22 protein-coding genes and 1 other RNA gene are annotated in these 22823 nt (G+C 53.3%); 1 reads left to right on the top strand and 22 read right to left on the bottom strand.

All coding sequences use genetic code 11. The features are described from left to right. The 20 genes from rpoZ to KO216_RS04785 all read right to left on the bottom strand — a co-directional run bounded on the left by rpoZ (position 1) and on the right by KO216_RS04785 (position 17566). The gene (rpoZ, locus tag KO216_RS04880; RefSeq protein WP_215523165.1) at positions 1–276 is read right to left on the bottom strand and encodes a DNA-directed RNA polymerase subunit omega; all 276 of its coding nucleotides are present in this window, start codon (positions 274–276) and stop codon (positions 1–3) included. Between the two features lie 53 nt (positions 277–329). Beyond that, a complete protein-coding gene (gmk, locus tag KO216_RS04875; RefSeq protein WP_215523164.1) occupies positions 330–887 on the bottom strand; it encodes a guanylate kinase in 558 nt (185 codons plus the stop codon). 89 nt (positions 888–976) lie between these two features. Beyond that, positions 977–1288 (bottom strand): integration host factor, actinobacterial type, encoded by a 312-nt coding sequence (gene mihF / locus KO216_RS04870; RefSeq protein ID WP_215523163.1) that lies wholly within the window; start codon positions 1286–1288, stop codon positions 977–979. 100 nt (positions 1289–1388) lie between these two features. Next, entirely contained in the window at positions 1389–2243 is an 855-nt protein-coding gene (pyrF, locus tag KO216_RS04865; RefSeq protein ID WP_215523162.1) for an orotidine-5'-phosphate decarboxylase, read from the bottom strand. Positions 2244–2261: 18 nt separating this feature from the next. Next, positions 2262–3560 carry a dihydroorotase gene (locus KO216_RS04860; RefSeq protein WP_215523161.1) on the bottom strand — a complete coding sequence of 433 codons (1299 nt, stop codon included), beginning with the start codon at positions 3558–3560 and terminating at the stop codon, positions 2262–2264. Between the two features lie 65 nt (positions 3561–3625). Further along, positions 3626–4078: a transcription antitermination factor NusB gene (nusB, locus tag KO216_RS04855; RefSeq protein ID WP_215523160.1), complete on the bottom strand. Its 453-nt coding sequence runs from the start codon at positions 4076–4078 to the stop codon at positions 3626–3628. A 6-nt stretch (positions 4079–4084) separates the two neighbouring features. Further along, complete coding sequence (gene efp / locus KO216_RS04850; protein ID WP_215523159.1) at positions 4085–4648, bottom strand: elongation factor P; 564 nt, start codon at positions 4646–4648, stop codon at positions 4085–4087. A gap of 89 nt (positions 4649–4737) precedes the next feature. Then, a complete protein-coding gene (locus KO216_RS04845; protein ID WP_215523158.1) occupies positions 4738–5259 on the bottom strand; it encodes a shikimate kinase in 522 nt (173 codons plus the stop codon). Then, a complete protein-coding gene (gene aroB / locus KO216_RS04840; protein ID WP_215523157.1) occupies positions 5252–6961 on the bottom strand; it encodes a 3-dehydroquinate synthase in 1710 nt (569 codons plus the stop codon). Before aroB ends, KO216_RS04845 begins: the two co-directional genes overlap by 8 nt. Then, positions 6958–8169: a chorismate synthase gene (gene aroC / locus KO216_RS04835; protein WP_215523156.1), complete on the bottom strand. Its 1212-nt coding sequence runs from the start codon at positions 8167–8169 to the stop codon at positions 6958–6960. The genes aroB and aroC overlap by 4 nt, the downstream gene beginning before the upstream one ends. A gap of 84 nt (positions 8170–8253) precedes the next feature. Further along, positions 8254–8898, bottom strand: a complete 645-nt coding sequence (locus tag KO216_RS04830; protein ID WP_215523155.1) for a prepilin peptidase — start codon at positions 8896–8898, stop codon at positions 8254–8256. Positions 8899–8908: 10 nt separating this feature from the next. After that, positions 8909–9742, bottom strand: a complete 834-nt coding sequence (locus KO216_RS04825; RefSeq protein WP_215523154.1) for a shikimate dehydrogenase — start codon at positions 9740–9742, stop codon at positions 8909–8911. Beyond that, positions 9730–10986, bottom strand: coding sequence for an endolytic transglycosylase MltG (gene mltG / locus KO216_RS04820; protein ID WP_215523153.1), 1257 nt, complete (start codon positions 10984–10986; stop codon positions 9730–9732). Before mltG ends, KO216_RS04825 begins: the two co-directional genes overlap by 13 nt. After that, positions 10986–11462: a Holliday junction resolvase RuvX gene (gene ruvX, locus KO216_RS04815; RefSeq protein ID WP_215523152.1), complete on the bottom strand. Its 477-nt coding sequence runs from the start codon at positions 11460–11462 to the stop codon at positions 10986–10988. Before ruvX ends, mltG begins: the two co-directional genes overlap by 1 nt. Then, positions 11462–14143 carry an alanine--tRNA ligase gene (gene alaS / locus KO216_RS04810; protein WP_215523151.1) on the bottom strand — a complete coding sequence of 894 codons (2682 nt, stop codon included), beginning with the start codon at positions 14141–14143 and terminating at the stop codon, positions 11462–11464. Before alaS ends, ruvX begins: the two co-directional genes overlap by 1 nt. Positions 14144–14193: 50 nt before the next feature. Next, entirely contained in the window at positions 14194–14370 is a 177-nt protein-coding gene (locus KO216_RS04805; RefSeq protein WP_215523150.1) for a hypothetical protein, read from the bottom strand. A 2-nt stretch (positions 14371–14372) separates the two neighbouring features. Next, positions 14373–14723: a DUF948 domain-containing protein gene (locus KO216_RS04800; protein WP_215523149.1), complete on the bottom strand. Its 351-nt coding sequence runs from the start codon at positions 14721–14723 to the stop codon at positions 14373–14375. 129 nt (positions 14724–14852) lie between these two features. Then, complete coding sequence (rpsD, locus tag KO216_RS04795; protein WP_215523148.1) at positions 14853–15476, bottom strand: 30S ribosomal protein S4; 624 nt, start codon at positions 15474–15476, stop codon at positions 14853–14855. A 114-nt stretch (positions 15477–15590) separates the two neighbouring features. After that, the gene (locus KO216_RS04790; protein ID WP_215523147.1) at positions 15591–16943 is read right to left on the bottom strand and encodes a replication-associated recombination protein A; all 1353 of its coding nucleotides are present in this window, start codon (positions 16941–16943) and stop codon (positions 15591–15593) included. Beyond that, the gene (locus tag KO216_RS04785) at positions 16943–17566 is read right to left on the bottom strand and encodes an L-threonylcarbamoyladenylate synthase (protein ID WP_215523146.1); all 624 of its coding nucleotides are present in this window, start codon (positions 17564–17566) and stop codon (positions 16943–16945) included. Before KO216_RS04785 ends, KO216_RS04790 begins: the two co-directional genes overlap by 1 nt. Positions 17567–17678: 112 nt before the next feature. On the opposite strand from KO216_RS04785, the gene rnpB reads away from it, so the two are divergent. Then, positions 17679–18029, top strand: an RNA gene (gene rnpB, locus KO216_RS04780) — RNase P RNA component class A. On the opposite strand, the gene KO216_RS04775 is transcribed toward rnpB, so the two are convergent. Beyond that, positions 18030–19847 (bottom strand): AMP-dependent synthetase/ligase, encoded by a 1818-nt coding sequence (locus KO216_RS04775; protein ID WP_215523145.1) that lies wholly within the window; start codon positions 19845–19847, stop codon positions 18030–18032. Positions 19848–19963: 116 nt separating this feature from the next. Continuing rightward, positions 19964–22798, bottom strand: a complete 2835-nt coding sequence (gene uvrA / locus KO216_RS04770; RefSeq protein ID WP_215523144.1) for an excinuclease ABC subunit UvrA — start codon at positions 22796–22798, stop codon at positions 19964–19966. Between the last annotated feature and the right edge of the window lie 25 nt (positions 22799–22823).

Raw genomic sequence — 22823 nt, 5'->3', positions numbered from 1 at the left:
TTAGTCCTTTACCGACTCGTCATGTTCTTTCAGATTGAGGGCGTCTTGATCGATTTCGCGTAAAGCAATGCTCAATGCCTTATCTTCGGGATTGCAGTCGATCAGCGGACCAGGAGTAGAAAACATTCCCTCCGCGATTTCCAGATTATAAGTATTGATCTGCCGTGCCCGTTTGGCCGCGTAGACCACAAGGGCGTATTTGGACTCTACCTTTTCCAATAGATCATCTATTGGGGGGTTGGTAATCCCCTCGGGGCTAGCAACAGTACCCGACATGTTGTCCTCTCATTTCTAAACTAGCGGCGCAGCGCCGCATCTTCACAAAAAGTTTACGCTATTCCCATTAAGGCGGCTAGTTCGCGCGCCGCCTGTTCAGGGTGATCGTTAATTAGCTGGTGCTCAAATTCCTTTGCCGCTGCCAGCTCGATTTTAGCGGTTTCTAGGCGCCGAGCGACCTCTGCGTCATCCTCGGTACCCCTGCCCCGCAACCGCTCTTCTAGGGCTTGTTGGCTGGGAGGAAGCAGGAAAATAAAGTGGGCATCTGGATGCGTGCGCCGAATCTGCCGCGCTCCCGCTAGGTCAATCTCTAAAATCACGTCTTCGCCCCGACTAGAGTGTTCCTCCACTTCGGAGCGTAAAGTGCCATAGCGAGCCCGCCCGTGCACTTGCGCCCATTCTAGAAATCCGTCGGCAGCAAGTAGCTTATCGAAGCGTTCTTCGCTGAGGAAATAGTAGTCGATGCCGTCGCGTTCCCCGGGGCGCGGAGCGCGGGTAGTAGCAGAAACTGCCACTTTTACCTGCGGATACATTTTTCTCAGGGCGTTAACCACAGTTCCTTTGCCCACTCCGGAGGGGCCAGCTAGTACATATAAACGTGAGTTCGGCAAAGTTTCCACCTTTTGAGCCAGTAGAAAATAACAGTATGGGACCCAATTTCTCAGGTCCCATACTGTATTTTATAGCTTTTCGGTTTTATTTAGCCGAAGCGGCGAATCAGCTCGGCGCGCTGGTGCTCGCCTAGACCGCGAATGCGGCGAGACTTGGCGATGCCAATCTCTTCCATTACCGCGGCGGCAGTGGTGGCGCCTACGCGAGGCAGAGCCTCTAGCAGAGCCTGAACCTTCATCTTGCCCAAGTAAGGATCATCTTGAGCATTCTTGATGACCTCAGAAAGGGTCAGTTCCCGGTTCTTCAGCTTAGCTTTGACTTCCGCGCGAGCCTTGCGAGCCTGAGCGGCTTTCTCCAGAGCCTGTGCGCGCTGTTCGGGAGTTAAGGAAGGAAGTGCCATTTAATATTTACCTCTTCATCTAGATTTACGGGTTAACAACACGAAAAAGATTAGTTGCTTTCTTCTATTTAAGCCAACCCATTCGCGAAGTTTTGCCAGTTCAGTTGCGAAAAATATCACTCATTTGCTCGGTTATTTGTCTTGCCGCGGCTTGTAAGGAAGAGACGTCCGGACCGGCAGAGGAGATTCCCCGCGAAGTTGATGCCAGGACTCGGCAAGCACTTTTACCAAAGATTCTTTGTATATCCGCTGGTTGCGCCCCTTGCGCTCCAATTCCTGGCGATAAAATAGATCCGGAAAATTCCGAAAAATCAATCCTCAAGTTTTTTGCAGCATTTCCGGTGGTAGCGCCGACAACCAAACCAATATCTGCGATGTGACCTTCATCACCGCAGGTTTTATTTATCTGCTCTGCCTGCGAAATTATGTCGGCCGCCACGCTTTTGCCGCTCGCATTTTTGGCATGCTGCACCTCGAATCCCTCCGGATTGGAGGTAAGTGCCAGCACATAGACTCCCCTGCCATGCTTCCTGGCGAGCTCGAGAGCAGGCTTCAGTGAACCGAAACCCAGGTAGGGAGAAAGCGTAATCGCATCGGCAGCCAAGGGAGAATCGGGGCTTAAATATGCCTGCGCATAGCCGGCCATCGTAGAACCGATATCACCGCGTTTAACATCCAAGATGACAAGCAGCCCCGCTTGGCGACAGGCTGCCAGCACTTCCTCCAGCACCTTGATCCCGCTAGATCCGAAACGCTCGAAAAACGCGGATTGGGGTTTAACTACCGGCACCTGGCCGGCCATAGCTTCCACCAAAGTTAGCGAAAAAGTGCGGAGGTCTTGAATATTGTCATTGAGTCCCCAGACTTTCAGCTGTGAGGGATGGGGGTCAATACCTACGCACACATTGCCGAACTTTTCCATCGCCTCTGCCAGGCGCACACCGTAGCGATTCATAAAACCTTTAGCTCCTCCTTAAAACTGCAACTGTCCATCAAGTACCGTCAGTTTCCCGCGGTAGCAGGTGTGACGCACCTGCCCCACCAATTCCTTGCCCGCAAAGGGGGTGTTATCAGAACGCGAAACTTGGCTCTCGCGGTTAACTATCCAAGAGGCATCGGGAGCCATGAAACAAAGATTCGCGGTAGAGCCAGGAGCGATCTCCTCACCTTGACCCTTCGCTTTCCCGATTTTTGCCGGGGTAACCGACATTACCCGTGCCAGATCCTGCCAAGTCATTTTTCCGCTTTGCACCATAGTGGTGGCAACCACTGGCAGCGCGGTTTCCAGCCCAATCATCCCGAAAGCGCCACACTCAAAATCACAGTCTTTAAGTTTGCGGGGGTGAGGGGCATGATCCGTCCCCACCAGGTCAATCGTGCCGTCTGCTAATCCTGCCTGCACCGCCTCGACGTCTTTTTGTGAGCGCAGCGGGGGGTTTACTTTGAACAGCGGATCCCGCCCTCGTAGTTCTTCCTGAGTGAGGAACAGGTGATGCGGGGTAACTTCCGCGCTGATCCGCGCGCCTTGGGACTTGCCCCAACGCACCAGTTCCACCGCAGTCGCACTCGAAAGGTGACAAACATGAACCCGCACATCCAAGTAGAGAGAAAGCAAAATATCGCGGGCAATAATCATTTCTTCTGCAACCGTCGGCCAGCCCTTGAGCCCCAGCTCTTTCGCCAGGTAAGATTCGTTCATTTGCGAATCTTCGGTTAGACGCGGCTCTTGGGAATGCTGGGCGATTACCCCATCAAAATCACGGACAATCTCTAGAGCTTGCCGCATCAGTAGCGGATCAAAAACGCATTTACCGTCATCACTAAACACATTTACGGCTGCCCGCGATTCATGCATTCCCCGTAGATCAGAAAGCTCTTTACCGGCTAGGTTCTTAGTGACTGCCCCTACCGGATGTACATCTACCCGACCCGCCTGGCGTCCCAGATCAAGGACTTGCTCTACTATCTGCGGGCAATCTTGGGTAGGAGTCGTATTTGCCATTGCGAAAACACAGGTATATCCCCCTTTGGCCGCGGCAGCGGTGCCGGTGTCTACAGTTTCGGCATCAGATCCGCCTGGCTCGCGCAAATGAGTATGTAGATCCACCAGTCCCGGTAGTGCCACCATCCCGTGGGCATCTACTTCTTGAATTCCGCTGCCAGGACTTAGCGCTAAGTCCGCGCCTACCTGGCGGATTTCATGGTCCTCCACCAGAATGTCCGCGGGGCTTTCCCCCAGGATTTTGGCGCCGCGAAAAACGATTGCACTCATGACTGCCTCCTAAAATCCGTGAGCAGTCGAGGTGGCAAGGGCGCACCCTAAGCTGGCGGCTTTCGCTACTGCTCGCTTGAGTTATTTTCACTGGAGCGCCCGATAGCATCTAGCACTCCGTTAATAAAATCCGGAGATTCCGGAGTTGAAATCGCGCGCGCAGTGCCTACCGCTTCATCTACCGCAATCTTCCAGGGAACATCGTCATTGTAGAGGATTTCCCAGAGTGCGCAGCGCAAAATGGCTAAATCCGGTTTCGGCATACGATCAAGTGCCCACGCCTGGGAATATTGGCTGAGCGTCATATCGATGTCGAAAAGATGCTCAGCCACCCCCTGGGCGATTTCCGCCGCATAGTCGGGCAAAGTAGTTTGGGCAGTACTTAAACGTTGCCGCTGCGCTATCAGTTCCCGTATATCCTCCGGGTTCTGATCTAGACCTTTGAGATTAGCTTCGTAGAGGGTATCAACTGCCCGCCGCCGCGCTTTAGTACGCCGCGAAAGTCGATTTTTGGACACCTTCGGTTATTCCTTAACCCGAGATATGTAATCGCCGCTGCGAGTATCGACCTTAATCTTTTCGCCATCTTCCACAAACAGCGGAACCTGCACTTCATACCCGGTCTCTACAGTCGCCGGCTTAGTTCCCGCCGAAGACCGGTTGCCCTGTAGCCAAGGCTCCGTGTGCGTAATCTGCATAATAACTGAGGCAGGCAGTTCTAGGAACAATACTTGTCCGTCATGGAAAGCTACTACCGCGCGCTGGTTTTCAATCAGGAAGTTCTTGGCGTCTCCCACGATTTCCGCGGTGATCATCACCTGTTCATAGGTGTCATCGTCCATGAACACGAAATCTGAGCCGTCTTGATACAGGTAGGTCATGTCCCGGCGATCGACCGTAGCGGTTTCTACTTTCACTCCTGCATTGAAGGTGCGATCCACAGTTTTGCCGCTAAGTACATTCTTGATCTTGGTGCGCACAAACGCCGGGCCTTTACCCGGTTTCACGTGCTGAAACTCAACCACCTGCCACAACTGGTTATCCAGCTTTAGCACCAGACCATTTTTCAAATCATTTGTTGTCGCCAACTTAATACCCCCAAGTCAAAATAAATCGCTTCTACTTTACTTTAATCAAGCTAAGCATGAAAATAAGTGCCAGTGAGCTGCGTTTTTGGTCACGCTACCAGGACGCGGGCAACTTTTTCGACAGCCTGCTCCAGCGTTAAATCTGAAACTTCTAGCGCCAGGGGATTCAGAATCTGCCAACGTTCTCGCCGCTCTTGCCCCATCTGTCGCAGCCACGCCCTCGGCATCCCCAATCCTAGGGAGCGAGGACGATTGAGACCGGCGCGATCAGCCATAGTAGACAGATCTATCACCAGTTCTATTATTTCTTTACCAGGAAGTTCAGCTAGCTTTTGCCGGGTTTGGGGGTTATCTAACGCCCCGGAACCCATAGCAACGATAGTGTCTTTAGCGGGCATTTCTTTTAAGAGGGCGCCCAGGACTTCCTGTTCTGCCTGACGATAGCTTTTTTCACCGGCGCTAATCACCGCAGTAGCTAGCGGCACTCCCAACTTCTCGGCTACCAGTACGTCCGTATCTACCAGTTTCCACCCAAATCTTTTGGCTAAAGCGGCAGCAATACTCGATTTTCCACTGCCCGGCAGACCGATTAAGAAAACTTTCCTAGCCAACTTCGTCCTTTCCACCGCTAGGATTTACGGTGCCGCCACCGGCATCCTCGTCTTGATTTATGGCGTTGAAAGCACTTTGCAGTAGCTGGTAGTCGCTAATGGGAACCACATGCACTTGCCCACTACCGGCTGTGAGTACCATCCGGATTATTCCTCCGCGCACTTTCTTATCCGAGGCCATAATTTTTACTAGCTGATCGAAAGAATATTGCGGGCAGCTTGTCGGCAACCCCAGCGCGGCAATCTGGCGGCGCTGGCTTTCCATTTGCGAGGGGGTAAGTAGCTGCATTTCTACTGCCACCTGGGCAGCAAACACCATCCCGATCGCCACTGCTTCCCCATGCAGCACTTGATAGGAGGAGGCTTTTTCGATTGCGTGTGCCAGGGTGTGCCCATAGTTAAGGCATTCCCGCAATCCACTTTCGCGTAGGTCTTGGCTGACCACAGCGGCTTTTACTTGGATAGCGCGACTAATCACTTCTTCTAATATCGCCGGGGAGGCAAGCAACTCTTCCGCGCTGCACTTCGACAGTAGCTCCAAGATCTTATGGTCAGCGATAAAACCGCATTTTATGACTTCCGCCAAGCCGGTGCGCAGCTGACGAAGGGGTAAAGTGCGTAGATAATCGAGGTCGCAAATTACTGCGCTAGGCGGATAAAAAGACCCCACTAGATTCTTTCCCAGGGAAGTATTTATTCCGGTTTTCCCGCCGACTGCCGCATCTACCATTGCTAATAAGGAGGTGGGGACATTTATCAGTTCGATCCCCCGCAGCCAAGTGGCGGCCACGAAACCTCCCATATCGGTAGTTGCCCCACCTCCTAGGGTTACTACTGCATCCTCGCGCGAAAAGTGGTTTTCTCCCAGAATCCGCCAAGCATCTTCAACTACCCGAATATTTTTTGCCGCTTCCCCGTCAGGATGCGGAAAAATTTTGACCACCTGCCCGGCTTGAGTCAAGGATTGCGCCAAGTGACGAGCCGCTTGCTCCAGGGGCGCTGGACAGATCAAAAAGAGGTTGCGAGGGCGCTCCTGCAGTATCTGGCCGATTCGCGAACTAAGACTGCTGCCTACGCTAACCTGGTATCCATTTCCAGAAGTCACCGGAATCTGCCGGATTTTTTCTGGAGTTTGTTTCGACAAGACACCCAGGGAACTTAAATCGTAGTGAGATAGCGGTCGGGTTTCTGCTAGTTTCAAACCTCGAATTACGGCAGTGGCTACCTCGCTGAGGCTGCCATCTGCAGGCACACTTAAAGTGGCTGCTGCCAGGTAGTTAGCCCGTCGTTGCTTTTCTAGTTGCGCGATTTTTTGGCTGGGATTTTCACTTCCCTTTAAGAGGGGGCGCGCGGAATCTTCACCTATTCTTGCCCCGGCGGTAGCGGGTGACACATTTAGAAAAACCACCTCTTTATCGGCGATAGCCGCGACGGTTTCTGGGCGGGTAAGGGCCCCTCCTCCCAAGGCAATCACTCCCGCATTACCGTGCAGAAGCTGGGCAATAACATCGACTTCTAAATCTCTAAAGTAGTCCTCACCGCGAGTAGAAAATATCTCTGGTATGGTCATCGCCGCCTGCCGGGAAATTTCCTGGTCGGCATCGCAAAAAGTACGTCCTAAACGCGCTGCCACTAGACGTCCTACCGAGGTTTTTCCACTGCCCGGCAGACCGATAAACACTATTTGCTTTTCGACAGTCATAGCCGTGCCTCCACTCGCTGCTGATATGCCTTTAGATTTTCGCGCACCTGCGCCAGCGAATATCCGCCTACATGCTCTAGAAGTGCATCGGCCAGTACCAACGCCACCTGCGCCTGGGCAATAACTGCTCCTGGAATCACCGCGCAGGTATCGGACCGTTGGTGGTTCGCGCGGCTTTCCTCCCCATTCGCTAAATCTATGGTGCGCAACGCGCGGGGCACGGTAGAGATTGGTTTAAATTCGCAGCTTACCTGGATGATTTGCCCGTTGGACATTCCCCCTTCTATCCCGCCGGCATGATTAGAGCCGCGAGTTATTTCCCCGTTAGCGGCGCGAATAATCTCGTCATGGGCGGCAGAGCCCGGCAGGTACGGCTGAGTGCCATCCCCTACTTTCACGGTTTTTACCGCCGGAATCGACATTAAAGCTGCGGCGAGGCGAGCATCTAAGCGACGATCTGCCGCCACATGACTCCCCAGTCCGATCGGCACCCCATAGGCGGCTACTTCTACGCTACCTCCGATAGTGTCTCCGTTTTTCTTCGCTGCATCGATCTGGGCAATCATTTGCTGACTGACTTTTTCGTCCGGGCAACGCACCGGGTTTTCTGCCAGTTTTTGCTGCTCGCTTAACGGAGGAATCGGGTGACCGTCCTCGAGGGCTACCTGGCCAATTTGGGTTACGTAAGAAACCAATTCGATTCCGCCAGCTTGTTTTAAGAACTCTTGCGCAAATGCACCCAGTCCTACTCGCATAGCGGTTTCGCGGGCACTGGCGCGTTCTAAGACCGGGCGCGCTTCTTCCAAATCGTAGGCAAGCATTCCCGCCAGATCAGCGTGTCCGGGGCGCGGACGGGTAAGCGGCTGGTTGCGGGCAACTTCCCGCTCATCACCTTTGCCGGCATTAATTTTTAGTGCCTCCGGATCCACCGGATCCGGGCTCATCACCGTTTCCCATTTTGGCCATTCACTATTTTCGATCAGTAGGGCAATCGGAGCTCCGGTAGTTTTTCCTCTAATTACCCCACCCACCAGGTGTGCTAGATCCTGTTCGAACTTTTGCCGCGCCCCGCGTCCGTATCCGGCGCGCCGGGCAGCCAAATACTCCCCTACCTTAGCGGTGCTAATCTCAACTCCGGCGGGCAGACCTTCTAGGATTCCTACGAGGGCGCGTCCATGGGATTCCCCAGCGCTCATCCATTTCAACATGGCTTTATTGTGTCATGGAACGGTTTTTCGTGGTTTAGCTTTCCACTTCTAGAAAACGCTCCTGCCTCTAGCTGCTTTTCGCGTTTAGCGGGGAACTAGCACAAGCGCAATATAGGTCGCGGTTAATAGCCACGGCCCGAATGCAAAACGAGTGCTGCGACTGGCTTTTTTCACGATCACCAAATAAATCGCCCAGCAGCCAGCTCCTAAAACCGTAAAAATCCCCATAGCCAGCAGACAGTGCCAAGAAGAGCAAGTTGCTAAACCAACTAGCAGGGGGGCTAGTCGCAAATCCCCTACCCCAATACCGTGACGCACAAAGGTTCCTGGTAACAGCAAAATAAAGGTTCCTAAAGCTACGATCAGGGCGTATGCCGGTTTTACCCACTGTCCAGTAATGAAACCAGCCAAAATTACCGCCACCACAACTAGCACCAGAAAGACTGCGGTCATCGAGCGCGGAAGCCGTTGGGTACCCGCATCGATTACCGTCAGTGCCGTACCTAGGGTCAATAGCGGAAACATTAGCAAGAGGTTGATGGATCCGAAACGCGCGATTACTGCCGCGCACACCGCCAGTCCCGCAACTACTGCGATTGCCCAGGGCTGATTCCAAAAAGCTCGCTGCCGGCCCGCCAGACGAAAATATTTCTTTACCTTCGGCAAACCGTAAAGCAGGTTTCCGACTCCGGCGAATAACAGCGCCGCTAAAAATACAAGAATATGCATGATCCCGCCTTTATTTCTTAATAATAGCCGCCCGCATTACTTCCAGGTTCGGGGTGCGGGAAGTAAATAGTTTCACCTGCATTACTGCCTGGTGCAGCAACATTAACTTCCCGGAAATAATGCTACCGCCAATGTTCGTAACCCTTTTTACCAGCACACTCGGCCAAGGATCGTACACAATATCTAGCACGGTTTGATCTGGGCCAAAAGAAATAGTTTTATAAAAATCGTCGAGGACTTCCCGGGGAACAGTAGAAATAATCAAATCCGCAGTTTCCAGGATTTCCCGGGCTTTATCGGGAGCTGCTAAAGGAACATATCCCGGATCGATCCCTAGTCGGGTAGCCGCCTGCACCGCGTTGCCAGCGCCCGAAACCCGCCGTGCCACCAGGTTAATCTGCCCCGTACCCAGTTCCACCAGGGCGGCTAAAGCCGAGGACGCGGTTGCTCCTGACCCTATAATCACCGCTTTTTTGGGAGACCAGTCCCGTCCTTTTACTTCTTTGATCGCCGCCACTATGCCGTAAACATCGGTGTTGAATCCGGCAGTGATTCCTCCCGGAAACGGCACTACGGTATTTACTGCCCCCACTGCTTTGGCTAAACCGTCAACTTGGGAAAGCAAGGGAATAATCACCTGTTTTAGGGGCATAGTCACCGACAGTCCCGCCAGCTCCTCTGGCCAGGATTCGAGGAAGGATTCCACCTCGTCTTTTTTGACCTCTATCCGCCGGTAATCGATCTCTAGGCCTAAATCTCGATAGGCCGCCAGATGCAGAGCCGGAGAAAGGGAATGCGTAATCGGTGATCCGATTACCGCCGCCCAGGGCTTTATCGTTTGCATTTGCCTTGGTTCTGCTGGCACCACTGCTTTAGTTCTTCCACATTCTTAGTTTGTTCCTCTAAAGTGAGGGCGAACTTAGTTTCCCCGCTGTCCAGGTTAACTGTGGTGAAGTAAAGCCATTTGCCATCTGCGGGTTTCACAGCAGCTTTCAAGGCCGCCTCGCCCACTGTACCAATCGCGGTAGGCGGTAACCCCTTATGTTTATAGGTGTTGTAGGGGGTATCTTCTTCCAAATCTTCGGAACTAGGAATCCCGCCTGAGCGTCCTTGACCATAAACGACAGTAGAATCCATCTGCAAGTAACCGTGGGTATCGCTATTATCTTGCATACGGTTTTCGATCACCCGCGCTACCTGTGGATAGTATTTTTCCACATTGACTTCTTTTTCCAGGATCGAAGCCTTAATCAGTACCGTTGCGCGTTGGTCAGCTGCCACCCCGGCATCATCCAGCCGCTTAATCTGGGTATCAACCATGGTTTTTACTAGGTCTTTAGCACTTTGATTGGTGGCCACTGTATAGGTGTCAGGTGCCAGCCAGCCCTCAAAGCTTTCTTCGCTTTGACCGGGAATCCCATAATCTGCCGGATCCGCAAAAGCTTCTGCCACTTGATCAGCGCTAAAGCCGATCGATTCTTGAAAACGAGCCTTAATCTGTTTGACTGTAAACCCGGGGGGAATGGTTACTTTAATATCTGCTTTCGAAGCTGGATCCAGCAACATCGCCAAGGCTTCGCGTGAAGACATCCGTTTATGAAGCCTAAAGCGTCCCGCCTGCACCCCTTGCGCTAGGGAGTTCTTCTTGAAAATATCGGCAAATACTTCAGCATCCGCGATTACGCCCTTTTTCTGGAGGATCGCACCAATAGCTTTCCCGGAGGCGCCCTCAGGAACTTCAATAATTACTTCCCCGGAGCCTTTACCCTCGTAGTCCTTACCACCAGATAAAATAGTGCTGATCCCCCCGAGTTCCCTGGTGGCGATTATGGAAGCCCCGGCGATTAACCCAATAACCACCAAAATAACGATTGCCGCGATAGTGCGTTTCTTCCGCCGGGCTTTGCTGCGCGCAGCCCGTCCTGAAGCCGCAGCAGCAGGCGGCTTAGTCTGCGGAGCCTCCTCTTCCCAATAGTTATCGAGGCTGGCCTGACCATCGCCTGATTCAGGACTGGCGGCCCCTGATTTATCGGCGCGACGGGAGGGAAAATGTCGCGTTGGAGGGGTGGTGTTAGGCTCCCGGCTCATCAGGCTTCCTCGCTTTCAGGTCCGCTGCCCAGTGGCACTCCGGGAATCTGCCCGGTTTGCCTCTCTGTTTCCAGTGCATGCTCCAGTATCAGCACCGCAGCCTGTTGGTCTACGACGTTCTTATGTTGGCGTCCACCAAGTCCGGCAGAACGCAACTGTTGGTGAGCGCTGACGCTGGTAAGACGCTCATCTACAAGTCTTATGTTACAAGTTGGTAACAGCTGTTCCAATTCGGCACCCCAGGAGCGCACGTCAGCAGCGTTTTTGCCTTCTTTTCCGCTGAGCAGACGCGGCAAACCAATAATGATCTCTTTAGCCTCATACTCAGCTACTAGTTCGGCGATCTGGAAAAGTTCTTGTCCCCCATCGCGATAAATGGTCTCCACCGGAAACGCTAAAGTTCCCGCCGCATCGGAGCGAGCCACCCCAATCCGGCGAGTACCTAAGTCGATACTGATCCGTACCCCGTTGCGCATTATCTCGCTGCGATCTTACTAGCTATCGCCTGAAGAGCATCAGCGAGTTTACTGGCATCTTTACCCCCGCCTTGTGCCAAATCCGGGCGACCGCCTCCGCCGCCTCCCATGGTTTGCGCCGCTATTTTAACCAGGTCACCGGCTTTTATTCCCTGGTCGCGGGCTTGTTGGGTGGTAGCTACGATCACCTGAGGGCGATCTTTCGAAACTCCCCCTACGCTAATCACCGCGTTTGCCTCTTTTAGATGCTCACAGAGCGATTGGGCGAGGATACGCAAAGAATCAGCAGATACCTCTCCGGCATTAAAAGTAATCACTCGGATGCCGTGAATATCTTTAGCCGAGGCAGCGATTTCTCCGATTCGTGACAGCAGCGATTGTTCCTGCAGTTTCGCAAGTTTTTTCTGTGCCTGTTTCAAACGCTTCAAGGCATCATCGATGCGTGCCGGAATTTCCTCCGGCTTAGTCCCCATAATCGAGGCGACTTGCGATACCAGGGCGTGTTCTTTGGCTTGGAATTCATTGGCTTCATCAGCCACCAAGGCTTCAATTCGGCGAACCCCGGATCCGATGGAGTTTTCCCCCATCAGGACTACTTGTCCCAGGTACCCGGTAGAAGGCATATGGGTACCACCGCAAAATTCACGATCCCAGCCATCACCAATATCTACTACCCGCACCATGGAGCCATATTTTTCTCCAAACAGGGCGGTAGCTCCCGATTTCTTGGCTTCTTCAATCGGCATAACCTCGGTATTTACTTCCAGGTTATCCCGCAAACGATCGTTTATCCGATCTGAAATCGACCCTAGTTGCTCTGCATTAAGGGCGCGGGTGTGGTGGAAGTCGAAACGCAGTCGGTTTTCATTGTTTTCGGAACCCGCCTGGGTAGCCTGTGCCCCCAAGTTCTCTTGCAGGGCTTTATGCAACATGTGAGTAGCAGTATGAGCGCGGGCGATTGCTTTCCGGCGGGCAGTGTCGATAGCCGCCACTACTTCATCACCTACGGTTAACTGTCCTTGCTCTAAGGTTCCCCGGTGGACCCGCAACCCAGCCACTGGGCTTTGCACGTCCTCGACCTTAAATTTGGCGCCCTGGAAGGAGCGGATTATTCCGTGATCAGCCAGCTGGCCACCCATTTCGGCATAGAAAGGCGTGGTGTCTAAGACGACTTCGACATTGCTGCCTGCCGAGGCGGTGGGTACCGCTTGGCCATCAGCTAGTAGCCCGATAATCTTGGCGTTGCAGCTATCTTCGGTATAGCCCACGAATTCGACTTCGTGACCGAGCTCGGCTTCGAGTTCATGGTAGATGCGGGCGTCTACGTGCCCGGTCTTCTTGGCACGGGCATCTTCGCGGGCTCGGTTCTTTTGCTCCTGCATTAGCTGGGTAAACTTCTCGCGATCAACCTTGATGCCGTGCTCCCCGGCCATCTCGATAGTTAGGTCAATCGGGAATCCATAGGTGTCGTGCAAAGTAAAAGCATCTTTACCAGACAGCTGGGTTTCGTGGCGTTTCTTAACCTGGCTAACTGCCTGGTCAAAAATCAAAGTTCCTGACTCGAGGGTGCGTCTAAAAGCGTCCTCCTCCTCGTAGGCAACCGTAGAAATAGTTTTCCAATCCTGATCCAATTCTGGATAGGAGGCCGCCATCACCTGCTTGGAGACTGGGAGCAGATCCGGGAACACCGGCTTGGTTACTCCCAGCAGACGCATGGCGCGTACTACTCGGCGAATCAGGCGACGCAAAACGTATCCGCGACCATCGTTTCCGGGACGCACCCCGTCTCCAATCAGCATCAGGGCACTGCGTACGTGATCGGCGACTACTCGCATCCTGATGTCGTTAGGATCTTTTGAAGTTTTACCCTGGGTGTACTGCTTTCCGGACAGTTCCTGGGCTTTCTCAATTACCGGGAACACCTGGTCAATCTCGTACATATTGTCCTTGCCTTGCAGCAAAAACGCTAGTCGCTCTAATCCCAACCCGGTATCGATACATTTCTTGTCTAGTTCGCCTAGCAGCGGGTAGTCTTTGCCGGTCCCTTCGCCTCGCAGGTACTGGTCGAATACCAGGTTCCACAGCTCCAGATAGCGATCACCGCCGGTATCTACTTCTGGGCCGCCCTCCGGGCCATAGGCGCTACCGCGATCAAAGTGGATTTCTGCGCAAGGACCGGCCGGTCCCGGCTGTCCGGTATCCCAAAAGATTTCTTCTCGCGGCAGTTTTTGTAGGTGCAAGGGGTCGAGGCCGATTTGGTTTAGCCATACGTCCTCGGCCTCGTCATCCTGTTCCCAAATCGTTACCCACAGTTTGTCCCCGTCCAGGCCGTATTTGCCTTCGTCCACAGACCCGGTAAGCAGATCCCAGGCCATTTTGGAGGCACCCTGCTTGAAATAGTCGCCGAAACTGAAGTTTCCACACATCTGGAAGAAAGTTCCGTGCCTGGTGGTTTTGCCGACCTCTTCAATATCGTTAGTGCGGATGCACTTTTGCACACTGGCAGCTCGCGGCCAAGGTGCCGGTTCGGTACCTACAATATAGGGAATGAACGGCACCATTCCCGCAATCGTAAACAGAATCGACTTATCGGGAGACACCAGGGGAACTGAAGGCGCCAAGTGGTGTCCCTGCTTCGCAAAATAGTCTAGCCAGCGGGAACGAATTTCAGAAGTTTGCATTATGCCTCTAAATCTTTATGAGGAGGAAAAACCTCCTGGTTGAAAAGCGGTTAACTTAAGGGGGTGGTTTCGGGCATTAAAGCCGCGCGCAGCTGCCTTTCCCTATTCTCAAAGTCCTCTTGGAAAGAGGCGCAGGCTGCCTGCATCCGCTCCCGTACCGGCGGAATCGAGTAGGCGATAGCGCCTACCAGTGCTGCCGCAATCCCCAGTTTTACCAGTTTCTTCATGGTTACTGACCTTTCCGGTTAAACATTTTGCGAGCCGCGTAGGAAAAGGCCGAGAGTTTGATCAACGGACCGGCGAAGGTGGAAGAAACCAGGGTCGAAACCGCAGAGACGTCTTGAGCAACTTGCGCGGCCGAAGTGGTAACCGCATCTACCCGTACCAACTGGGCGTTAGCATCCCGAACCGTCTGTGAAACTTCTTTGACGGTATCGCCGGTATCGGAGGCAACCTGTTTAATAGAGCCTTGTAGCTGGTCGAAAACTTTCCCTAGTTTCCATAGTGGTATTGCCAAGAACAGTACCAGCAGCAAAAAAGCTACCGCTGCGATTAGTGAAGCTATCTCACCGACGCTCATAGTTTTTCCTTCCCTAAGAAATGCTTATATCGCTAAATTTTACCCTACCGCGCCCAAAGCCCCGAACCGAGGCAAATATGACTGATGCCTCCCGAAAAATCAGGAGGCATCAGGCGAAAATTTTTAAGATTAACGCGAGTAGTGCTCGACGACCATCTGCAGGTCGCAAACGACCGGGATTTCATCGCGCTGAGGCAGACGCACATAGGTGGCCTGGAGCTGTTCCAAGTTGACATCCAAATATGCCGGCACATCCGGTAGCACGTCGCGGTGGGAACCCGCGGCCGCTACGATAAAGGGATCCTTAGTCTGGGACTTGGGACGAATCTGGATAACCTGACCCGGCTTTACCCGGTAAGAGGGACGATCGACCGGTTTGCCATCTACGAGGACGTGACGGTGAACTACCGTCTGGCGAGCCTGGGGCATAGTGCGAGCAAAACCCGAGCGCAATACCAGGGCATCTAGACGCGACTCCAGCAACACAATTAGGTTGTCACCGGTCATGCCTTTAATGCTCTGCGCCTCTTCGAATAGGCGATGCATCTGCGCCTCACGAATATTGTATTGGGCGCGAAGACGTTGCTTTTCCTTCAAACGGATAGCGTAGTCGGATTCGCTGCGGCGACGAGCCCGTCCATGTTCACCGGGCCCGTAGGGACGCCGATCGAAGTAACGCTGAGCTTTGGGGGTTAAAGCAATCCCCAAAGCGCGAGATAGACGAACCTGTTTACGCGAACGCTTATTTCCCATTTAGTTTTTCTCCTGTATGTGTTCTTCATTTTTCATTTCACCGGCGAGGCCGGTGGGGTCACCACGCGGGCTAAGACCCCAGGGTTGCCTGTAGACAACAGGTTTTAGATTAGCCTATTTTGGTTCGCCTTTGCCATCGGCCAAGATGCCGCGAATGGTGTGCAGTCGCTTAGCTACCAGCTCCTCATATCCGTTATCGGTGGGATGATAATACTCAGTTCCAACTAAAGCTGCAGGTAGATAGGTTTGTTTAACAATATGGTGCGGATAGTCGTGAGCATACTTGTATCCGGACACTCCCAGATTCTCTGCGCCAGGGTAATGAGAATCACGCAGCGGGGCGGGTACCGCGTCGCTTTTTCCCGCCCGTACATCTTTAATCGCGGCTTCGATTCCCAGATAGGAGGCATTCGATTTCGGGGCGGTGGCTACTGCCACGGCCGCTTGCGCTAGGATAATCCGCCCTTCGGGCATACCGATCATTTGCACTGCCTGCGCGGCGGCCACCGCGATTTCTAAGGCTTTAGGATCTGCCATCCCCACGTCTTCGCTGGCGCAAATCATGATTCGGCGGGCGATAAAGCGGGGGTCTTCTCCCCCTTCGATCATGCGCGCCAAATAATGCAAAGTAGCATCCACATCGGAGCCGCGCATGGATTTAATAAAAGCACTAATCACGTCGTAGTGATCATCACGGTCATATTTCACAACTGCGCTATCGGCAGCGCGCGCAATATCTTCGGTGGTGAGGGCGCTGCGTCCCGCAGATAGCGCACCTTCGGAGGCTGCCTCAAGTAAGGTCAGCGCCTTGCGGGCGTCTGCGCCTCCTAAATCTGCTAGGCGGGTCAGCGCTTCCTCATCGGCCGTTACCTTGCCTTTTAGCCCACGTTCATCGACGAGGGCGCGGCGCAGCAACTGTTTCACGTCCTCACTATTTAGAGGGTTTAAAGTCAGCAGTAAAGATCGTGACAGCAGCGGAGACACTATTGAAAAGGAGGGATTTTCGGTAGTGGCCGCCACCAGGATTACCCAGGAGTTTTCTACTGCCGGCAGCAAAGCGTCTTGCTGGGACTTAGAAAAACGATGTACCTCATCCACAAAGAGCACGGTTTGTTTCCCAGTAGCGCGCAGTTGCTCGCGCGCCTCTTTAATAACTGCCCGCACCTCTTTTACCCCGGCCGAAACCGCGCTGACCTCCACAAAATTTCGCTTCGAGGCGGTGGCTACCAAATAGGCAAGGGTAGTTTTACCAGTGCCCGGCGGACCCCAAAAAATTATGGAACTCACTGCCCCCGCGCTACCTTGAGGCTCCAATAGCCTGCGCAAAGGAGAACCGGGCTCGAGCAGATGACTTTGCCCTACCACCTCATCGATACTGAGCGGCCGCATCCGCACCGCCAGGGGCGCAGAATCTGAGAACGCCGGTATTCCCTGCTCACTCAGCGCGGCTTGCTGGAAAAGATCCACTAGAGCATTACATCCGAAAGATCACCGGCGCCCTGGCGTACTACCTCGGGAACTTCTCCGGTGAGATCAATGACCGTGGTGGGACGAGCTTCTTCTACCGGCCCTTCAATCACCGCATCTAGCAGGTAACCGATTTCGTCACGGATTTCCCACCCGTTAGATTCCGGCACATCCTTATCCGGCAAAATCAAAGTAGAGGACATCAGGGGCTCCCCCAATTCTTCTACCAGCGCCAAGGTAGTTACATGATTGGGAATCCGGGCCCCCACGGTCTTTTTCTTGGGATTAACCATAATCCGGGGCACCGCCTTATCCCCCTTCATAATGAAGGTAAAAGGCCCGGGTGTGAGCCGATTTATCAGCTTAAACGCCGAATTGTCGACAATTACTAGCTTCCCCAGTTGCTTAAAATCATGGCAGATCAGGGTGAAGTTGTGGGTTTTAGGCAGCTTGCGGATAGTTTGTATCCGTTCTAGTCCCGCTTTGTTTCCAAGTTTGCATCCGAGGGCATATCCCGAATCCGTGGGATAGGCGATTACGCCTCCGTCACGAATAATGTCAGCGGCTTTCGTGATCAGCCGTGCTTGCGGATTAACTGGGTGAATATCTATATAGGCAACCATGTCTTTAGTCTACCAACCTCCAGAAAATCAGCAGCCCTCTTGCCGATTTAGATTCATAAAATAGCGCTTTGCTTTTCGGTGAGAGGATGCCTTTAGGTATTATTGACCCGGATCAGTCGGCCGGGCGGCCGCGGCTAGTAATAGTCGAGGAAAGTCCGGGCTCCACAGGACAGGATGATGGCTAACAGCCACCCGGGGTGACCCGCGGGCTAGTGCCGCAGAAAACAAACCGCCACGTTCTCGCGTTGGTAAGGGTGAAAAGGCGGTGTAAGAGACCACCAGTGGTCAAGGTGACTTGGCCAGCTAGGTAAACCCCATCCGGAGCAAGACCAAGCAGCGAGTTGGGTGGTCCGCCTTTAACTTGCGGGTAGGTTGCTACAGGCGTGCGGTAACGTACGTCGTAGATAGATGGTCGCCGCTGGCTTCGCCAGTACAGAACCCGGCTTATAGGCCGGCTGATCTACTATTTTTCTTCCCGCTTAGTAAATAAATCTTCGATTTGTTCCCCGTAAACGGCGCGAATTTGATTCCGTTTAATTTTCAGCGAGGGGGTCAGCATCCCGTTTTCGGTAGTCCAATCAGTAGTAATAACTTTGATTTTACGGATGGATTCCGCCCGGGAGACTGCCCGGTTGGTGCGCTGGACTGCCCGCTGCAAAGCTTCCAGTACCCGCGGATCGCGAGCTGCCCGGGTAATATCCATCTGTTCCATCCCGTGATTCTTCAGCCAGGTGGGCAACATTTCTTTATCGAGGGTAACTAGCGCCGCGACAAAAGGCTTGTTATCTCCTACCACCATTACCTGTGAGATTAGGGGATGTCCTTTCAAACGTTCCTCGAGGTATTCGGGAGCTACGTTTTTCCCGCCAGCGGTCACAATGATTTCTTTGGCGCGCCCGGTGATTTTAACGTTCCCGTCCGCATCAATCTGCGCAATATCTCCGGTTTTCAACCAGCCGTCCTCGGTGAAAGCTTCCCGAGTCAGGTCTGGTTCCCCGTAGTAGCCCCGCATAATCGAGCCGCCGCGTGCCTGCAACTCGCCACCCTTGCCCAGACGCACTTCGTTGCATAACAGCGCATGCCCCACGTATCCGGTTTTATTGCCAATTCGGTCTGACATTGTCAGCGGTCCTGTAGTTTCAGTGGCTCCGTATCCTTGCAAGACTTCGATTCCGCATCCAATAAAGAAGCGGCCGAGCCGCTCGGCCATGGGTGCTCCCCCAGATACGATCCCCTGCAGGTTGCCACCCATAAGTTTTTTGATCTTATTAAGAACTAGCTTCCGAGCTAAAGAAATCTTTAGCTTTTGCCCAAAGGAAAATTCTTTCCCGGACTCTTGCGCGCGCGCCCACTGCTCAGCGGTATGGGCAGCTAAACGGAAAATTCGCAGCTTAATCCCGGATCCGGCAGTCGCATCAGCGGCGTTATAGATTTTTTCCAACACCCGCGGCACCACCAGCAAAGCATTGGGCTTGAAAGTCTGAATATCTTTAACAATAGTTTTGGCGTTAGGCAAGAAAGCGGCGGTACCGTGACCTACCAGTTGCTGATACCCCAAGAAACGGGCAAGTACGTGGGCTACCGGCAAAAAGTAAATTACCCGGGCTCCAGGGTCATAGATCCATTCGTTCCAACTGCGCCGCTCGATGACGGCATTTAGGGGGCGCAGGAAGTTTCCGTGGGTGATTTCTACCCCTTTGGGGCGCCCAGTAGTTCCGGAAGTAAACACAATGGTGCAAAGGTCATCAGTGTTTATCTGCTCTAGGCGCTCATCTAATTCGGCAGCAGAAATAGCGCGTCCGTGTTCTAGAAGACGGGTAAAGCCCGAATCGTCTAAGGAAAAGACTACCGAGATTTGACCGGCAAGTTCAGGTTCCTTATCCAGTTGGCGCACCATATTCGCCTGCACCGTAGAATCGGTAATTACCGCCTTTACCTGGGCTTTTTGCGCAATCCACTTTACCTGTTCATAAGAGTCAGTTTCATAAATCGGAACGGTAACTAGCCCGGCTGCTTGCGCTCCCAGATCCATAACCATCCACTCGTAGGAGGTGGATCCCAGGATAGAAACCGCATCTCCCGGTTTGAACCCCAGACCGATCCACCCTAATCCGGCGGCGCGAATATCGGCTCCTAGCGAGGATGCAGGGATTTTTTCCCAAGCAGCCCCAAGCGCGGAGGGACGTTCAACCGCTATTTGTCGAGGACGCCTGCGGGCGCGATCCAGCACCGCTGCGGCCACCGAAGTGAATTGCATTAGATCGATGAGGGGAGCTCCCATTGGCGAATCTCCAATTCAAAATAGTTTTCTCTTTCCCGTAGGTTAGCACAGGGCAAAAGCCAAAAACGGCTTATCCTCGTGGTGCGGGCTTGCTTGCATAGTTATCTAAGCTGAGGTCACTTCAGAATCTTATGCAGATACTGCCCGGTGTAGGAGGCTTTCACTTTGGCCACTTGCTCGGGGGTTCCCTGCGCGACCAGGGTTCCGCCGCCGTCGCCGCCCTCGGGACCTAAATCAATCACCCAGTCGGCGCACTTGATTACATCCAGATTATGCTCGATCACGATTACCGAGTTACCTTTGTCGACTAGCGACTGCAAAACCAGCATTAATTTGCGGATATCTTCCAGATGTAGCCCGGTGGTGGGTTCATCTAGCACATAAATGGTGCGTCCATTGGAGCGACGCTGCAGCTCGCTAGCCAGTTTCACTCGCTGGGCTTCTCCCCCGGAAAGAGTGGTAGCACTTTGCCCTAGCCGCAGATAACCGAGACCCACTTCTACCAAGGTGTTCAGATGACGCGAGATTTTACCGATGGGAGCGAAAAACTCTGCCGCTTCACTGATCGGCATATCAAGCACATCGGCTACCGATTTACCCCGATATTTGACCTGTAGGGTTTCCTGGTTATAGCGCGCGCCTCCGCAAACCTCGCAGGGCACATAAACATCCGGCAGGAAGTTCATCTCGATTTTGAGGGTGCCATCTCCCTTACAAGCCTCGCAGCGCCCACCTTTAACATTGAAGGAAAAACGCCCCGGCCCGTAGCCTCGGAGCTGTGCCTCTTGAGTTTGGGCAAAGAGAGCACGGACTGCATCCCACACCCCGGTATAGGTTGCCGGGTTAGAGCGAGGATTGCGTCCAATCGGGCTTTGATCTACGTGTACTACCTTGTCCAGATGTTCCAGTCCCTCGATAGCTTTATGGCGCCCGGGAACCACTCTTTTTCGCTGTAGCTTTGCCGCTAAAGCCTGGTACATCACCTGGTTGATTAGAGTAGATTTTCCCGAACCTGAAACTCCGGTGACCAGCACTAACTTACCTAAAGGAATCGAAACATTTAGATTCTTTAGATTGTTTTCTCGCGCCCCAATAATTTTTAGCTGCCGATCTTTCTCAATCTTGCGTCGTTTTTTAGGGACTGCAATCTGCTTTTTACCCGACAAATACTGTCCAGTAAGGGAGCGCTCACAATCAGCTATCCCCGGTACCGGACCCGAATAGAGGACTTCTCCCCCGTTTTCCCCGGCGGCCGGACCGATATCGACTATCCAGTCGCTGGCACGAATGGTGTCTTCGTCATGTTCGACCACCAGCAAAGTGTTCCCTAAATCGCGCAGCTTCTTTAGAGTTTCAATTAATTTGTGATTGTCGCGCTGATGTAACCCGATCGAGGGCTCATCGAGTACATAAAGTACCCCGACTAGCCCGGATCCTATTTGGGTGGCCAGGCGAATCCGTTGGGCTTCACCCCCAGATAAAGTGGCAGCTCCCCGCGCTAGGGTTAAATATCCCAAGCCTACGTCTTGTAGGAACTGCAGCCGCACCTGCACTTCTTTCAAAATAGGTTCGGCGATCTTTTTCGCCGGGCCGGTCAGTGCTACTTCCGCCAAGTATTTGCCACTGGCGGAAATCGAAAGTTTAGTTAGCTCCGCGATATTTAGTTCCCCGATTTTTACCGCAAGTACTTCTGGTTTTAGGCGGTCGCCGTGGCAGGTGGAACAGGGAACTTGCCGCATATAGCCCTCGTAACGCGCCCTCATTACCTCGGATTCGGTTTCCTCCCGTTTGCGCATGATCCAAGGAATCGCGCCCTCGAATCCGGAAGAATAGGTGCGCATCCGCCCCCAGCGATTCCGGAACTTTACTTTCACCCGGTAATCGCGCCCTCTTAAAAGGGCTTTCTTTTGGGAGGCCGAGAGCTTGCGGAAGGGAGTATCTAGGTCGAATCCCAGTTCCTCCCCCAGGCCCGCAACCATATGCATTAGGTATTTATTTTTTGTCGACCAAGGGCGAATCGCCCCCTCAGAGATAGAGAGTTCCGGGTTGGGAACCACCAATTCGGGGTCTACTTCCAGATGGGAGCCGAGGCCGGAGCAATCTGGGCAAGCCCCATAGGGGGCATTGAAGGAAAAAGTACGCGGCTCGATTTCCTCGAGTTGTAGCGGGTGATCATTGGGACAGGCACGGTTTTCAGAAAAACGGCGGGAACGTTCGGGATCCGATTCATCTCGGTCCACAAAATCGACCACTACCAGGCCGTCTGCAAGTTTAAGGGCGGTCTCAATCGAGTCGGAGAGCCGGGTACGTACCCCCTCTTTCATAACTAGGCGATCGACGCGCACATTAATATCGTGTTTGATTTTGCGTTCCAGCTTGGGGGGCTGGGTAAGGCGCACAGTTTCCCCGTCCACCACTGCCGCTGAGAATCCCTGGGTAACCAGGTCCGCAAAAAGTTCGGTGTATTCGCCTTTGCGCCCGCGCACCACCGGAGCCAAAATCTGGAATCGGGTCTTTTCAGGCAGGGTTAGCAGGCGATCCACGATTTGCTGGGCGGTCTGAGCCTGGATCTTTTCACCGCAAATCGGGCAGTAGGCCTGCCCGGCACGCGCATACAGCAAACGTAAATAGTCGTAGACCTCGGTGATAGTTCCCACGGTAGAACGGGGGTTTCGGGAGGTAGATTTTTGATCTATAGAAACCGCCGGAGACAGCCCGGCAATAAAATCCACATCCGGTTTGTCCAGGCGCCCGAGAAACTGGCGCGCATAGGAGGACAGCGATTCAACATAGCGGCGTTGCCCCTCGGCAAAAATCGTGTCGAAAGCCAGCGAGGACTTCCCGGAGCCAGAAAGCCCGGTGAACACCACCATCTTGTCGCGGGGAATCTCAATGCCCACGTTGCGCAGGTTGTGTTCTCTTGCCCCTTTAACTACTAGTTTTTCATCCACATTCCTATCCTACGAACAAACGTTC

Origin of the sequence: Varibaculum prostatecancerukia, assembly GCF_943169825.2 — a bacterium.
GTDB lineage: Bacteria > Actinomycetota > Actinomycetes > Actinomycetales > Actinomycetaceae > Varibaculum > Varibaculum prostatecancerukia.
This window is presented reverse-complemented; position numbering and strand designations above follow the sequence as displayed.

Excerpts from the sequence above, each read along its gene's own strand:
- rpoZ (WP_215523165.1), bottom strand. The coding sequence starts at position 276 with ATGTCGGGTACTGTTGCTAGCCCCGAGGGGATTACCAACCCCCCAATA.
- mihF (WP_215523163.1), bottom strand. The coding sequence starts at position 1,288 with ATGGCACTTCCTTCCTTAACTCCCGAACAGCGCGCACAGGCTCTGGAG.
- pyrF (WP_215523162.1), bottom strand. The coding sequence starts at position 2,243 with ATGAATCGCTACGGTGTGCGCCTGGCAGAGGCGATGGAAAAGTTCGGC.
- KO216_RS04860 (WP_215523161.1), bottom strand. The coding sequence starts at position 3,560 with ATGAGTGCAATCGTTTTTCGCGGCGCCAAAATCCTGGGGGAAAGCCCC.
- aroB (WP_215523157.1), bottom strand. The coding sequence starts at position 6,961 with ATGACTGTCGAAAAGCAAATAGTGTTTATCGGTCTGCCGGGCAGTGGA.
- aroC (WP_215523156.1), bottom strand. The coding sequence starts at position 8,169 with ATGTTGAAATGGATGAGCGCTGGGGAATCCCATGGACGCGCCCTCGTA.
- KO216_RS04830 (WP_215523155.1), bottom strand. The coding sequence starts at position 8,898 with ATGCATATTCTTGTATTTTTAGCGGCGCTGTTATTCGCCGGAGTCGGA.
- KO216_RS04825 (WP_215523154.1), bottom strand. The coding sequence starts at position 9,742 with ATGCAAACGATAAAGCCCTGGGCGGCGGTAATCGGATCACCGATTACG.
- mltG (WP_215523153.1), bottom strand. The coding sequence starts at position 10,986 with ATGAGCCGGGAGCCTAACACCACCCCTCCAACGCGACATTTTCCCTCC.
- ruvX (WP_215523152.1), bottom strand. The coding sequence starts at position 11,462 with ATGCGCAACGGGGTACGGATCAGTATCGACTTAGGTACTCGCCGGATT.
- alaS (WP_215523151.1), bottom strand. The coding sequence starts at position 14,143 with ATGCAAACTTCTGAAATTCGTTCCCGCTGGCTAGACTATTTTGCGAAG.
- KO216_RS04805 (WP_215523150.1), bottom strand. The coding sequence starts at position 14,370 with ATGAAGAAACTGGTAAAACTGGGGATTGCGGCAGCACTGGTAGGCGCT.
- KO216_RS04800 (WP_215523149.1), bottom strand. The coding sequence starts at position 14,723 with ATGAGCGTCGGTGAGATAGCTTCACTAATCGCAGCGGTAGCTTTTTTG.
- rpsD (WP_215523148.1), bottom strand. The coding sequence starts at position 15,476 with ATGGGAAATAAGCGTTCGCGTAAACAGGTTCGTCTATCTCGCGCTTTG.
- KO216_RS04785 (WP_215523146.1), bottom strand. The coding sequence starts at position 17,566 with ATGGTTGCCTATATAGATATTCACCCAGTTAATCCGCAAGCACGGCTG.
- KO216_RS04775 (WP_215523145.1), bottom strand. The coding sequence starts at position 19,847 with ATGGGAGCTCCCCTCATCGATCTAATGCAATTCACTTCGGTGGCCGCA.